The 13,795-nt window shown below is 64.1% G+C and carries 13 protein-coding genes and 1 pseudogene; 6 read left to right on the forward strand and 8 right to left on the reverse strand.

The features are described from left to right. The first annotated feature begins 248 nt into the window (after nucleotides 1-248). A complete protein-coding gene (locus IC762_RS19825; protein WP_246801099.1) occupies nucleotides 249-545 on the forward strand; it encodes a DUF3551 domain-containing protein in 297 nt (98 codons plus the stop codon). A gap of 230 nt (nucleotides 546-775) precedes the next feature. Beyond that, the gene (locus IC762_RS19830) at nucleotides 776-1,042 is read left to right on the forward strand and encodes a DUF3551 domain-containing protein (RefSeq protein WP_195783944.1); all 267 of its coding nucleotides are present in this window, start codon (nucleotides 776-778) and stop codon (nucleotides 1,040-1,042) included. A 20-nt stretch (nucleotides 1,043-1,062) separates the two neighbouring features. On the opposite strand, the gene IC762_RS19835 is transcribed toward IC762_RS19830, so the two are convergent. The 8 genes from IC762_RS19835 to IC762_RS19870 all read right to left on the reverse strand — a co-directional run bounded on the left by IC762_RS19835 (nucleotide 1,063) and on the right by IC762_RS19870 (nucleotide 10,183). Beyond that, on the reverse strand, nucleotides 1,063-1,761 hold the full coding sequence (locus tag IC762_RS19835; RefSeq protein ID WP_195783945.1) for an ABC transporter ATP-binding protein: 699 nt from the start codon (nucleotides 1,759-1,761) through the stop codon (nucleotides 1,063-1,065). A gap of 7 nt (nucleotides 1,762-1,768) precedes the next feature. Continuing rightward, nucleotides 1,769-3,049, reverse strand: a complete 1,281-nt coding sequence (locus IC762_RS19840; protein WP_195783946.1) for a lipoprotein-releasing ABC transporter permease subunit — start codon at nucleotides 3,047-3,049, stop codon at nucleotides 1,769-1,771. Between the two features lie 72 nt (nucleotides 3,050-3,121). Beyond that, nucleotides 3,122-4,441, reverse strand: coding sequence for a proline--tRNA ligase (gene proS / locus IC762_RS19845; RefSeq protein ID WP_195783947.1), 1,320 nt, complete (start codon nucleotides 4,439-4,441; stop codon nucleotides 3,122-3,124). Between the two features lie 155 nt (nucleotides 4,442-4,596). Further along, complete coding sequence (locus IC762_RS19850; protein WP_246801101.1) at nucleotides 4,597-6,174, reverse strand: copper resistance CopC/CopD family protein; 1,578 nt, start codon at nucleotides 6,172-6,174, stop codon at nucleotides 4,597-4,599. Between the two features lie 4 nt (nucleotides 6,175-6,178). Further along, nucleotides 6,179-6,700, reverse strand: coding sequence for a YcnI family copper-binding membrane protein (locus IC762_RS19855; RefSeq protein ID WP_195783949.1), 522 nt, complete (start codon nucleotides 6,698-6,700; stop codon nucleotides 6,179-6,181). An 8-nt stretch (nucleotides 6,701-6,708) separates the two neighbouring features. Further along, entirely contained in the window at nucleotides 6,709-7,212 is a 504-nt protein-coding gene (locus IC762_RS19860; RefSeq protein WP_195783950.1) for a copper chaperone PCu(A)C, read from the reverse strand. A gap of 37 nt (nucleotides 7,213-7,249) precedes the next feature. Continuing rightward, nucleotides 7,250-9,727 carry a TonB-dependent receptor gene (locus IC762_RS19865; RefSeq protein ID WP_195783951.1) on the reverse strand — a complete coding sequence of 826 codons (2,478 nt, stop codon included), beginning with the start codon at nucleotides 9,725-9,727 and terminating at the stop codon, nucleotides 7,250-7,252. 87 nt (nucleotides 9,728-9,814) lie between these two features. Further along, nucleotides 9,815-10,183 carry a DUF2946 family protein gene (locus tag IC762_RS19870; RefSeq protein WP_195783952.1) on the reverse strand — a complete coding sequence of 123 codons (369 nt, stop codon included), beginning with the start codon at nucleotides 10,181-10,183 and terminating at the stop codon, nucleotides 9,815-9,817. 457 nt (nucleotides 10,184-10,640) lie between these two features. On the opposite strand from IC762_RS19870, the pseudogene IC762_RS19875 reads away from it, so the two are divergent. From IC762_RS19875 to IC762_RS19890, 4 genes and pseudogenes are all read left to right on the forward strand, one after another. Then, a pseudogene (locus tag IC762_RS19875) lies at nucleotides 10,641-10,892 on the forward strand (globin); the annotation flags it as partial. Between the two features lie 15 nt (nucleotides 10,893-10,907). Beyond that, nucleotides 10,908-11,171: a hypothetical protein gene (locus tag IC762_RS35670; protein WP_349629719.1), complete on the forward strand. Its 264-nt coding sequence runs from the start codon at nucleotides 10,908-10,910 to the stop codon at nucleotides 11,169-11,171. Between the two features lie 97 nt (nucleotides 11,172-11,268). Then, complete coding sequence (locus IC762_RS19885; RefSeq protein WP_433995840.1) at nucleotides 11,269-12,282, forward strand: sugar ABC transporter substrate-binding protein; 1,014 nt, start codon at nucleotides 11,269-11,271, stop codon at nucleotides 12,280-12,282. Nucleotides 12,283-12,291: 9 nt separating this feature from the next. Beyond that, complete coding sequence (locus IC762_RS19890) at nucleotides 12,292-13,794, forward strand: sugar ABC transporter ATP-binding protein (protein ID WP_195783954.1); 1,503 nt, start codon at nucleotides 12,292-12,294, stop codon at nucleotides 13,792-13,794. The last annotated feature ends 1 nt before the right edge of the window (nucleotide 13,795 follow it).

A 13,795-nucleotide genomic window follows, 5' to 3' on the forward strand; every position in this document is an offset into this window, starting at 1 on the left:
CCAAGCTCATAGCAGCCCCGGTCGGAATTGCTGTAACCTCGCTGCAACAGACAGGTCCAAACGACTCCGTTCAAATTTTAAGTTAATGCTGTGTTACAGGCACTTTTTGAATTTTCCGCCACACCATTGCCGCACAAATTTCACAATTCAAATCCGCGTGTACAATTGCGCGTGATCGTGTTGACGGGAACCCGCTTGTCCGATTTGGATCAGTGCCGAAACTGGTCTTCGCAGCAAAGGAAATGCACATGCGGACAATGATTCTTGCTGCGGCGTCCGTGGTTACGCTGGCAGCTCTCGGCACGGTTCCCGCACATGCCGTCGGCGTGCGCTACCCGTTCTGCATTCAGGGCGACCGCTATCCCGGTCTCAGCAACTGCGCGTATCCTTCATATGAGGCGTGCCTGGCCACCGCATCGGGCATCGGGCAGCACTGCATCGCCAACCCCTATTATGTCGGCGACGATAATCCCCGCTCCTATCTCCACATCCCTCCGCGCCGGCGCGATGAGGGCAATTTCCTCGGGCTGTTCTTCAACAATTGACGGCCGAACTGCGGACGCGCGTGTTCGACCACAGGGCGGTTGCATATGGCCCGCCCAAGGCGCCGCACTTGACGATTTCGGAATAATGGAAGAGTACTGCTGAGTTGCCCGACGTGTCAAGTTGCCGTGTCGAAGGCCGGCCACCCGCAGCGGCACCTTTGCATGGGGTTGTTTTTCGATATTTTGGCAGAGCGCCCTGCGGCCGCAGGCGATCGACCGGGAGATACGCGATGCGCAGCCTGTTTCTGGCCACGGTGGCCCTTGGCATCCTGGTGAGCGCGCCGGCGAACGCCCAGAAGTATGATTCGACCTCGCCGGTCTGCAAACGCAACTACCGCTGGGGCGGCGAAGATACCGACTGCGGTTACACGTCGATGGCGCAGTGCCAGGCATCGGCATCGGGCCTCGGCGCGATGTGCATCGATAATCCCTATTACGCCGGACCGTCTCCCGCTCATCCGGGGAAGCCGGCCAGGCGGCACCGCCCTGCCTACTGAAGGCAGATCGTGAATGCGGCCTAATCCAGCTCGACAACCTGGCCGTTCGACAGCGACACCCGGCGATCCATCCGCGCGGCGAGATCCATGTTGTGGGTCGCGATCAGCATTGCGACCCGCGTTGCCTTCACGAGCTGCATCAGCGCGCTGAAGACGTGGTCGGCGGTGGCGGGATCGAGATTGCCGGTCGGCTCGTCCGCGAGCAGCGCCCGCGGCGCGTTGGCCACCGCGCGCGCGATCGCGACGCGCTGCTGCTCGCCGCCGGAGAGCTCGGAGGGGCGATGGGTGATGCGGTCGCCGAGCCCGAGATAGGCCAGGATTTCGGTCGCCCGCTTCACGGTCTCGGAGCGCTTCAGGCCGCGGATCATCTGCGGCAGCATGACGTTCTCGAGCGCGGTGAATTCCGGCAGCAGGCGGTGCTGTTGGTAGACGAAGCCGATGTCGGAGCGCCTGATCTGGGTGCGATCGGTGTCCGATAATTGCGAGGTCGGCGTTCCCGCGACATAGACCTCGCCGTCATCGGGGCTTTCCAGCAACCCCGCGATGTGCAGCAGCGTCGACTTGCCCGATCCGGACGGCGCCACCAGCGCCACCGATTGTCCGGGCCACAGCGCGAGCTTGGCGCCGTTCAGGATCGTCAGCGTCGCTTCGCCCTGCCTGTACTCCCGCTTGATGTCATGGAGATAGATGACCGGTACATCTTCCGCCCCCTCCGCCATCGGTCCCTCACTCGTACCGGAGCGCATCGACCGGATCGAGGCGCGCGGCGCGCCACGACGGGTAGAGCGTCGCGAGGAAGGACAGCGTCAGGGCCATGATCACCACGGCCAGCGTCTCGCCGAAATCGATCTCGGCCGGCAGCTTGGACAGGAAGTAGAGCGTCGGATCGAACACCTCGGTATTGGTGACCCAGGACACGAATTGCCGGATCGATTCGATGTTGAAGCAGATCGTCAACCCGACCAGGAGGCCGACCAGCGTACCGACCACGCCGATCGATGCGCCGGTGATCAGGAAGATGCGCATGATCGAGCCTTGCGACGCGCCCATGGTGCGCAGGATCGCGATGTCCTGCCCCTTGTCCTTCACCAGCATGATCAGGCCCGAGACGATGTTGAGGGCTGCGACCAGCACGATCATGGTCAGGATCAGGAACATGACGTTGCGCTCGACCTGCAACGCGTTGAAGAAGGTCGAATTGCGCTGTCGCCAGTCGACCAGGAACACCGGTCGCCCCGCCGCCTCCGTCACCAGCTTGCGGTAGGTGTCGATCTTGTCGGGGTTGGTGGTGAACACCTCGATCGAGGAGACGTCGTTGTTGCGGTTGAAATAGGCCTGCGCTTCGGCGAGCGGCATGAACACGAAGGTCGAATCGTATTCCGACATGCCGATCTCGAACACCGCAGTGATCTTGTAGGGCTTGATCCGCGGCGTGGTGCCCATCGGCGTCACCGCGCCCTTGGGCGAGACCAGCGTGATCATGTCGCCGGCATGCAGCGAGAGCTGGTCGGCAAGCCTTCGGCCGATGGCGACGCCCTGCCCCTCGTCAAATCCTTCCAGCGTGCCCTGCTTGATGTTGTTGGCGATCGAGGTGAGGTTGTTGAGGTCGTCGGCGCGGATGCCGCGGATGAACACGCCGGCCGCGTTGAACGGCGAGGAGCCGAGCCCCTGCCCGTCGACCACAGGCGCCGCCAGCCGGATACCGGGGACCTGGCTGATGCGGTCGGCGACGTCCTTCCAGTCGGTGAGCGGCGATTCCAGCGGCTGCACCAGCAGATGCCCGTTGAGACCGAGGATCTTGTCGAGCAGCTCCTTGCGGAAGCCATTCATGACCGCCATCACCACAATCAGCGTGGCGACACCGAGCATGATGCCGAGGAACGAAAAGCCGGCGATGACCGAGATGAAGCCTTCCTTGCGGCGTGCGCGCAGATAGCGTCCGGACAACAGCCATTCGAAGGCCGCAAACGGCGGGGTACGGGCTGGCTCGCTCATGGTCTCATCCATCTGTCGATAATCCCATGATTCGGGGCAAATGTGGCCGCATTACCCTGCGGATCAGCGCGTGGTGAATAAACTTTAGTTCGCCAGTTTCGCGACCACGTCAGCAGGGGTCATGTTGTCGCGCGAGCCGTCGCTGCGGCGCTTGACCTCGACCTTGCCGTCCGCAAGCCCCTTCGGGCCGACCAGGATCTGCCAGGGAATGCCGATCAGGTCGGCGGCTGCGAACTTCGCGCCGGCGCGCTGGTCGGTGTCGTCATAGAGCACGTCGACGCCCTTCGCGCTCAGGTCGCGATAGAGTGCCTCGCAGGCCGCATCGACCGCGGCATCGCCCTGCTTGAGATTGAGGATCGCGACGCGGAACGGCGCCACCGCCTCCGGCCATTTGATGCCGGCGTCGTCGTGACAGGCCTCGATGATCGCGCCGACCAGGCGCGATACGCCGACGCCGTAGGAGCCGCCATGGATCGGCACGTCGACGCCGTCGGGGCCCGCCACCAGCGCCTTCATGGTGTCGGAATATTTGGTGCCGAAATAGAAGATCTGGCCGACCTCGATGCCGCGGGTGTTGAGCCGCTTGGCCTCGGGCACCTCCTGCTCGAAGCGCGCGCCATCGTGGACGTCTTCGGTCGCTGCATAGACCGAGGTCCATTGCTTGATGATCGGGGTCAGGTCGCCGTCATAGTCGACGTCCTCGCCCGGCACCGGCAGATCGAGCACATCGCGGTTGATGTAGACGCCGGACTCGCCGGTCTCCGCCAGCACGATGAATTCATGGCTGAGATCGCCGCCGATCGGGCCGGTCTCGGCGCGCATCGGGATCGCCTTCAATCCCATCCGCGCGAAGGTGCGCAGGTAAGCGACGAACATCTTGTTGTAGGAGCGCCGCGCGGCGGCCTCGTCGAGATCGAACGAATAGGCGTCCTTCATCAGGAATTCGCGGCCGCGCATCACGCCGAAACGCGGACGCTGCTCGTCGCGGAATTTCCACTGGATGTGGTAGAGATTGAGCGGCAGGTTCTTGTACGACTTGACGTAGGCCCGGAAGATCTCGGTGATCATCTCCTCGTTGGTCGGCCCGTACAGCAGCTCACGCTTGTGACGGTCGGCGATCCGCAGCATCTCGGGACCATAGGCATCGTAGCGGCCGCTCTCGCGCCAGAGATCGGCGAGCTGCAAGGTCGGCATCAGAAGCTCGAGCGCGCCGGCGCGGTCCTGCTCCTCGCGGACGATCTGCTCGATCTTCTTCAGCACCCGGAAGCCGAGCGGCAGCCAGGCATAGATGCCGGCCGCCTCCTGCCGCATCATGCCCGCGCGCAGCATCAGCCGATGCGAGACGATCTCCGCCTCTTTCGGGTTCTCTTTCAGGATGGGCAGGAAAAACCGCGACAATCGCATGGGCTTACTCGGAGAATCAGTGGGAGCCTGGGAAGCGCTGCAGTGAAACCGGATCGGGTGCGAAAATACAAGGCCAGCACGACTGAAAAACCCGTCAAATCAGGCGAATTTCAGCCATCCCGGCGCATTGCGCCCGACATCACAGAGGCGTCGGCTCATCTGATCTCGAAATCGTCCTCCAATGTCACTTTCTTGAAATCGGTCACCAGGGCATCGATCTGCATGTGCCAGCGGCCGGGGAACGGCAGCGGCACCTTGTGCAGGTGCCAATAGCCGTCGGGACCGAGCGTGGCGCTGCGTTCCATCGGCTCGATGCCGCGATCCGGCAGGGTCAACGTCAATGTCGCCTCCTTGGCGGCGAACGGGCTGGCATCGCCGTTCATCAATTGCAGCGTGAAATCGTTCTGGCCGACCTTGCCGGGCCCGATCAGCACCTGGAACATCGCAGCATCGGTGTGGATGTGGACGGCGAGCGGAACGTCCGACGACATCGCCAGCGCGCGCGGCGGCGGCGTGAAACGCCAGAGCGCAACGAGGCCGAGGATGGCGATCATGAGCACGAATTCAAGCGCGATCGAGCGCTGCAGCGGTCGCGTCCGGTGCAATTCGCGCGCGACCGCTGGCGTGAACACCCATCGATTGAGCGCAGCCAGCCCCAACAGCAGCGACACCAGCACGAGTTTGGCCACCAGGATGTTGCCGTAGCTGGTATCGATCAGCGCGTGAAGGCTTTCGAGCTGAACGACGGCAAGCGCCAGGCCGGACAGCACGATCAACGCGACGACCGGCACCGCTAGTGTCGAGAATCTCCGGAGCACACGCGAGAGCGAATCCTTGCGCTGCCAGGCCAGGACGGCCAGCGGCGCGAGCGCGCCGATCCAGTAAGCCAGGCCAACGCCATGGATGAACAGCGCGGGCTGGGTCAGCCATTGCGGCTCGGCGGTTGCGGCATGGCCGCTGATTGCAAATGACAGCCCGACACAGACCATCGCGAGCGCAGTGCGTCGCCAGGACGCGCCGACCGACGGGCTGCGCCAGGCAATCGCCGCGATCAGCATCGCTGCGATCGCGAGCAACAAGGCCGGAAACAGGCTGGTGCCCATCGCGCTGGCCCACGCAGCCCATGTCAGGACGCCCGACGGCGGCAGGTTCAACAACTCGATGCCCTGCAGGCCGAGCGAGGCGATCGCGCCGATCATGCCGATCAGGAGCGACCACATGATCAGCCGCTCCCCTGCCGGCCCGTGCGAGATCCAGGCCGCGAAGAACACGCCGCCGACGCCGGCAAACAGCCCGAGATAGACACAGATCCGCGCCAGCCAGACCAGTATGTCGACCGTGTCATCGCCGGCCGGCACCGCCGAGCCGGTGACGACGCCGATCGAGAACAGCAGCGAGCCCGCGACGGGGTGGCCATCCTGCGACACGATGCGATAGCTGACCACCTGCGTCCCCTCAGGCAGATCGGCCGGCAGCGTCACCAGCACCGACTGATCGATGGCCTTGACCGCAACGTCGCGCGGCTTGCCTTTGGCGTCGAGCAGGCTGACCGCGGTCGGCGCCACCGCCTCGTTGAAGCGGAGCACCAACGTTTTCGGCGCCTGCTTCAACACGCTGCCGTCGGCCGGCTCGGCGCCGATCAGCACCGCATGCGCATGCGCTGCGGTCGCAAGGCACAGCGCCACGAGCAACGCGGCGAGACTTGCAACGACAGATCTTGCGACCAGCCGCACGGTCTTACGACTTCGGCAGCAGCTTGACGCCCGGCGCGGGCCACTTGCTGCCATGGTCGTGACCGCCCTCTCCGTCGGCTGGAATCTCGATCCAGCGGCTGACGCCCTGCTCGCATTCCTGGACGACCGGGAAATACAGCGTGGTGTTCGGCTTCAGCGCGTCGGTGAGGAAGGTATGCATCACGAACTCGTCGTAGTTCTGGTCGATGAGCTTGCCGCCGCTCCAGGCCACCTCCTTGACTCCCTCGGAGAACTTGCGGCCGTGATACTCATACTCGGTGGCATATTTGCCGGTGATGGACTCGACGTTCCAGCCCGCCTTCGGCATCGGCTTCACCGCGATCACGCCGTCCGGGATCTGCACGCGAAGCTTGATGGTCGCCGAGCCGGCACAGCCATGCGGCACCGCGAATACGGCCTTGTAGGACGCGCCAATGGTCGCCTGCTTTCCTTCCAGGGTGACGTGGGCGATAGCCGGCGACGTCGCGACGACTGCGATGGCGCCAGCGAGGAGCATGCGTTTCATCGTCGGCCTCACATCTTCTTCATCATCATGTGGCCGGAATGGTCGTCCCCGCCGGGAGCCTGCGCGCCGACCGCCTGCACGTCGAGCGAGACCGCGACCTTGCCGGCCTTCTCGAACTCCAGCGTGACCGGCACCTTGTCGCCCTGCTTCAGCGGGTTCTTCAGGTCGAACATCATCAGGTGGTAGCCGCCGGGTGCGAGCTTCACGGTCTTGCCGGGCTCGATGGTGAGGCCCTTGTCGAGCGCGCGCATCTTCATCACGCCGTTGTCCATCGACATCTCGTGGACCTCGACTTTGCCGGCAGCATCGGCCGAGCCGCCGACCAGCCGATCCGGCGCCGTCCCCTTGTTCTCGATCGTCAGGTAGCCGCCGCCGATCTTGGCGCCGTTCGGCGTGGCGCGGGTCCAGGCCTGCGTGATCACGAGGTCGCCGGCCTTGACCTCTTGCGCCACTGCAGGCGCGGCCAGCATGAGGGCAACGATCGCAGCAAGTCCGGCCAGTGTGTTTTTCATGATTGATGCTCCTTTTGTTGGTGCGGACGCCCGCCATTCAGAAGGTGTATTTCCCGGCCAGAACGAAGGTTCGGCCCGGGAACGGGTGGAACAGGAAGTATTGCTCGTTGAAGAGGTTATCGATGCCGAAATCGAACGCGAAATTCTTGGTCGCGTTGTAGTGGACCTTCATGTCGACGACGAAGAAATTGTCGAACGCGCCATAGACGTGGGAAATGCGATCGGTGTTGTCCAGCGTCGAATATTGCTTGCCGCTGTAACGCGCCGCGACCGTGTACGCCCAGCTCTCGTTCGGCCGATAGGTCATGCCAAGCTTGGCGCGCCAGTCCGGCACGTAGGGCACGCGCTTGCCGACCACGGTGGTCGGCACATTTGTCAGCGGATCGCGTCCGGTCCAGCTCGCATCGGCCAGGATTTTCGAATCGACGTAAGTGACGCTGCCGAACAGTTGCAGACCGGTGACGAGCACATTGTCCTTCTCGGCCGACAACTCAACTCCCTGCATCTGGATCGCATCGACATTGCTGACGACCGTGGTCGGTGTTTGCGCGCCGGTGACCGGATTGGTCACAGAATTGGTCTGCGAGATGATCGCATCGTTGGTTCGCTCCGAGAACAGCGTCAGGCGAACGCGGCCGTCGGTCCATTTGCGCTCGATGTTCAACTCGCCGGTAAAATCCTGCTCCGGCTTGAGGAATGGGTTGGCGAAGGTGGCGACGCCGCCGACCGTGACGTTCTGATAGAGCTCGGTCACGGTCGGATAGCGATAGGCCTCGCCGAAGTTCGCCGTGATGTTCCAGTCCTTGTTCGGATCGAACGACACCGATACCTTCGGCGAGAAGTTCGTCGCGTTGAGACTGGGCTGGTTGACCGCGGCGGTCGAGGTGATGACCCCCGCGCTCGTGGTCGTGGTGTTGAGATTGTAACCGTCGAGCGCCTGCCAGCTCTCCAGGCGACCGCCCAGCGTCAGCTTGAGATTCGGCGTGAGCTTCCAGGCATCCTGCAGCCATAGCGCGCCGGTGCGCGTCTCGCCGACACCGGTCGAATACAACGCGCCCGTACCGGTCGATGACGTCGCATTCCAGACCGAGGATGCATAGACCGGATTTTGCAGCTCGTAGCGATCGCCGTGGAGACCAAAACTGATCTCCTGCGGGCCGTCGAAGCCGAACGGCCGCCAGATGCCCTTGGCGTCGGCGTTCTGCCAGTTGGTGCCGTCCATCCGAGTGATCTTGCCGTTCGGCGAATAGCCGATCCCGGAGGCCGCGACCGTGAACGGATTGAGTTGGGTGTCCTGAAGGTAGTTGTAGCTCGAGGCCGAGATGTCGAAATCGTAGACGCCCTTGGTGTCGCTCTTCAGCGAGACCGCGTTGCTGAGATGGGTCTGGTCCCAGATGTACTTGCCGGTGGCGAAGCCCGAGATGCCGGCGAAGGTCGGCGCGCCGGTGGCCGTCGAGCGCAGATAGGTCTGCGGATCGGAGACCTGATGGTTGTTCCAGACGCCGAGCGAATAGGTCGCCTGCACCGGCGGCGACACGTCGTAAGCGAGACGGAGATTGGCAGAGGTCTGCTGCGAATGCGCGAGGATGCCGGTGCCGACGACGTCGGCCTCCTGCCCGACCTTGTTCTTAGCTGCGAACGCGCCAGTGGTGCCCGCGGGGATGCTGCCGTTCGTCGTGTACGTCAGCGGCTGCTGATAGCTGTCGAGATGGTTGGCGGTGACCAGCCACGATAGCTTGCCATCGCGATTGCCCGCCGCGGCGCTGGCCTGGCTGGTCGGATAGACGTCCTTGGTACCGTACTGGCTCCACGGCATCACCGAGACCGTCTCCTTGGCCACTGCGAACGGCTTGTCCGGCATTTTCGAGGAGATCAGCAGCACGCCGCCGATCGAGTTGCCGGGATAGGCGGCTGCGAACGGGCCGTTGAGGAAGTCGATCCGGCCGATCGCCTCCGGCGAGATCAGGTTCCATTTCGGCGACGCCGAGGTGTTGTTGTTGCCGATCAGCGCCGAGACCAGCAGGTCGTCGTAATAGATCAGCGTTCGCGCACTGGAATTGACGCCCCAGCTGCGGGTCGCCAGCACCGCCATGTTGTCGCCGTCGTTGCGCTTCCGCACGAACAGGCTCGGCATGTATTTGACGGCGTCCTCGGGGTCCTTGAGGTTGATGGTCTCGTCGATCTGCTTCGAGGTGACGCTGTAGGACCGTTGCGGCAGCTGGAACCGGGCCACCGCGGGCGGCGTCCCAAGCGCGGCATTGGTGCCCGCCCGCTCCGTGGTGACGACGACGACCGGCCGGTTCTGCCGGGGCGCCGCGACCGGCGCGGTCCGATGCCGGGCCACGGCCATCGGTTTGGCAGGCTTGTGGGCGGCCGGCTTCGGCGGCGGCGCTTCGACGGTGACCGGCGGCAGTTTCTGCTCGCCACCCTGGGCATGGGCGATCTCGGCGGACGCCAGCAGCGCAGCCTGGATGGCAACAACGCTCATGCCACCGACGGCATGATAACGGAACATGGGTGAATCCTGACACCGGCTGTTCGGCCGGCTTGCTCAAGGGCACTGGCCGATGCGCAAGGCGCGCTCCGGCCGCGAGAGACGTCGTCAGGACAAGGATGGCGGGCCGCGGGCCTGCGCGTGGGAGCCGGCATGCGACCGGTCGAGGCGTGAAGCGAAGCCGTGCCAGACGATCGCGCCCGGGACGCGTTCGACGGCGGCTGCTAAGGCTTGCGGGGCGTCGAGCGGCGCACCGGTCTGCAACACGCTGCAGGCGGCGCAGCAGCCATCGTGGGCCTGGTGCCCGGTCTGGTCGTCTTGTCCACTTCCGGGGTTTGCGCCGTGGCAGATGCTGGCTACGGCCAGCGGATCGGACAAAGCGAGGCTCATCGCCCAGCAGGCACCGATCGGTGCGAAAATCTGCACCAACAGGGCAACCAGGACGATTGGCAGGAAATTCTTCAGCCGCCGGCGCATCGCAAAACCCATCCGCAGAGGAACTAATCACCACAGACCTTGGAAGTCGAGACACCGTTCGGCTTCTGTCTATTCCAACGGCAGGAATTGCCCCGTCGTGGCGGTTGCGCCACGGACGTTCGCATCCGCCGTATCCCCTTACCCCACAGCGCGATTTCGGGACCGCACCTGCAACTGGCGGTGGCATCATCCCAATCATTTCGCAAACTGCTCGAAATTTGAACAATCGTTGCCGAAAATGGTGACAAGCCCAGAAAGATGGTCTACCAATTCGGGCTCAGGCCAGCCGTGAGGTGTGTCCTGGTGGTCCAAGTCTCGGGAGGAGCCCGGCGCGCACAAGCAGCGTCACCCCATCAATCAAGATCAAATCGCATTTTTGGGGCAAATAGGGTCGACACAATTTTTGGAGCAGGGCTTGGAGCCCTGCTCTTTTTTTGTGTGATGATCGCGATCGCCAATGACATCATCATCCAATCCGATCGAACAGAGCTTTGAGCTTGCCGCCGCGGTTTGCGATGATCTGACGCCGCTCGTCTATCAACGCCTGCATCGCGAATACCCCGAGACGCGCGCGATGTTTCGCAGCGAAGGCAGCGAACCTGTGAAGGGTTCGATGCTCTCGCTGACCATCGAAGCCATCCTCGATTTCGCAGGCGAACGGCGCGGACATTTTCGCCTGATCGAATGCGAGGTGTCGTCGCATGACGCCGCGTGATCAGCAAAAGTGGAAGCCGGTTTTGCGTCCGATCGCGCGCTAATCTTTAATCGGCGCATGATCTTATCGCCGAACCGCATACACTTCTGCGGATCATGCGCTGGCACGCCGCGCGAGCTGTTCATCGCGTTCTTCGCCGTGATCGCCGATACGCTGCGCGAGCTTCTCGCGGAGCAATGGTCCGACGAGATCGATGCTGCATGGCACAAGCTGTTGCGCGATGTCGAAGCCATCGTGCTGCAGCAGCAACATCTGGTCGGCGAGACACCGTAGCGTCGCCGTTCCGATTGTGACACACTCGCTTGATCCGCGGCGCGTGCAACTGACGCCGACGAGAAAAAACATGAGGGAGCCAACAACGATGCCAGGGATGGACAAGTCGTCGACGACAAGGCGCGACCTTTTGCAGATCGCGGCAGCCGGAGGAGCCGCCGCAGGCCTGTTCGGAATGGGGATGACCTCCGCGCTCGCGGCCGAGATGGGCCGCTCCGAGAAGCCGCTGAAAGCCGCCTTCTCCAACGCCGGATTGCAGGCCACCTGGTGTGCCCAGGGCAAGCAGGCCGCCGAGTTCTGGGGCAAGCTGTTCAATGTCGAGGTGACCTGGTTCGACGGCCAGCTCGATGCCGTCAAGCAGCGCGCCGCGATCGACAACATGGCCTCGCAGAAATGGGACTTCGTCGCGATCCAGGCCTTCGGCATCGGCACCCTCACCCAGCCGGTGCAGAAGATGATCGACGCCGGCACGCCGGTCATCGACATGGACACGCTGATTGCGCCGCTCGATCAGATCAACGTCCACTCCTTCCTCGCCCCCGACAACGAGTTCATGGGCGCCTCGGTGACGCAGGCGCTGTGCAACGCCATCGGCGGCAAGGGCAAGATGATCATGACCCAGGGCGCGCTCGGCCACACCGGCGCGCAGGGCCGCGCCAAGGGCTTCAACTCCGTCGTCAAGCAGTTCCCGAACATCGAGGTGCTGGACACCCAGCCCGGCGACTGGGACGTGTCGAAGACCGCCCGGCTCTGGGAAACCTACCTGACCAAGTATCCGCAGATCGACGCGGCGTTCTTCCACAATGACGACATGGCGCTGGCCGCCGCCAACATCATGAAGGCGCACAACCGCACCAACATCCTGATCGGCGGCGTCGACGCCATGCCGCCGGCGATCCAGGCGGTCAGCGAGGGCCGCATGTTCGCGACCGTCCGCAATCCCTCCTGCCGTATCCATGGCGGTGCGATCGTCGCGGGGGTCGCGGCGGTCGTGAACGGCGAAAAGACCGGCCAGGGCGGCATCCCGAAGAACGTCGTGACCGACGGTCCCGTCGTGACCAAGGCCAATGCCCCGGGCATGCAATGGATGGAGGATCACTTCCTGATTTGAGCGGCCCGCATGTCTGAGGGACGCTCCCCGATCCTCGAGTTGAACCAGATCACGAAGGCCTTCGGCGGTGTCGAAGCCCTTCGTGGGGTCGACTTCGCGCTGCGCGCCGGCGAGATCCACGGTCTCGTCGGCGAGAACGGCGCCGGCAAGAGCACGCTGATGAAGATCATCGCCGGCGTGCATCCGGAATTCTCCGGCCGCTTCATGCTGGACGGCAAGGAGACCCGCTTCCGCTCCACCCGCGACGCGCATGCCGCCGGCATCGGCATGGTGCATCAGGAGCTCAGCGTCGCCCCCGATCTCACCGTCGCCGAGAACGTCTTCCTCGGCAACCAGCCGACCAACAAGCTTGGCGTGGTGCAATGGCGGCGGATGGCGCGCGAGGCCGGCGAGCAGCTCGCTCGCTTCGGCATCGACGTCGATCCGATGAGCAGGCTCGGCGACCTGCCGATCGGGCTGCAGCAGCTGATCGAGATCGCCCGCGTGTTGTTCTCCGGCGCGCGCATCATCATCCTGGACGAGCCGACCTCGGCGCTGTCGCCGCCCGAGGTCGAACGTCTCTTCGCCACGCTCAGGAAGCTGCGTGGCGAAGGCACCAGCATCGTCTTCATCTCGCATTTCATCGAAGATATCCTGCGCGTCTCCGATCTCGTGACGGTGTTCCGCAACGGCCGCAAGGTCGCCGAGACCGCTTCCGCCGACACCAGCAAGGGCGCGCTGATCGAGGCCATGATCGGCCGCGGCGGCGAGGCGCTCGAGCACAGCTATACCGACGATCTGATGCTGCCTGCGCCGAACGCCGGCGCGGTGGTGCTGAAGGTCGACCAGCTCTCGCTCGGCCGCAGCCTGCAGGATGTCTCGTTCGAGGCGCGCTCCGGCGAGGTGCTCGGCGTCTACGGCTTCATGGGCTGCGGACAGCTCGAGCTGTCGCGCATCCTGTTCGGCAAGCTCAAGCCCGACGGCGGCACGCTCGCGGTCGACGGCGCGGCCCGCAGGTTCCGCAGCACTGCCGATGCACGGCGCGCCGGCGTCGCGCTGGTGCCGGAGAGCCGGCGCGCGATGCTGTTTCACCAGGAGCCGGTCTACAAGAACGTCTCGATCAGCATCCTCGACCGCATCTCCGCTTTGCTGCTCAAGCCGATGACCGAGCGCGCGATCGCCCAGCGCCAGGTCGAGCAGTTGCAGATCCGGCCGCCGGTGGTCGGCCTCGACCTCGGCATGCTCTCCGGCGGCAACCAGCAGAAGGTGGCGCTGGCGAAATGGCTGACCTACCCGCCGCGCCTGCTGGTGCTGTGCGAGCCGACCCGCGGCATGGATGTCGGGGCCAAGAACGACGTGATCAACATCGTCCGCGATCTCCGCGCCAAGGGACTGGCGATCATCGTGCTGTCGACCGAGCCGGAGACGGTGCTGTCGCTGGCCGACCGCATCCTGGTGCTGAAGCGCGGCGCGGTGGTGCGTGAATTCGCCGGCGAAGCGGTGAGTAAAGACAGGCTGCTGCAGGCGGCGTGAT

Source organism: Bradyrhizobium genosp. L, from assembly GCF_015624485.1.
Classification (GTDB): Bacteria; Pseudomonadota; Alphaproteobacteria; order Rhizobiales; family Xanthobacteraceae; genus Bradyrhizobium.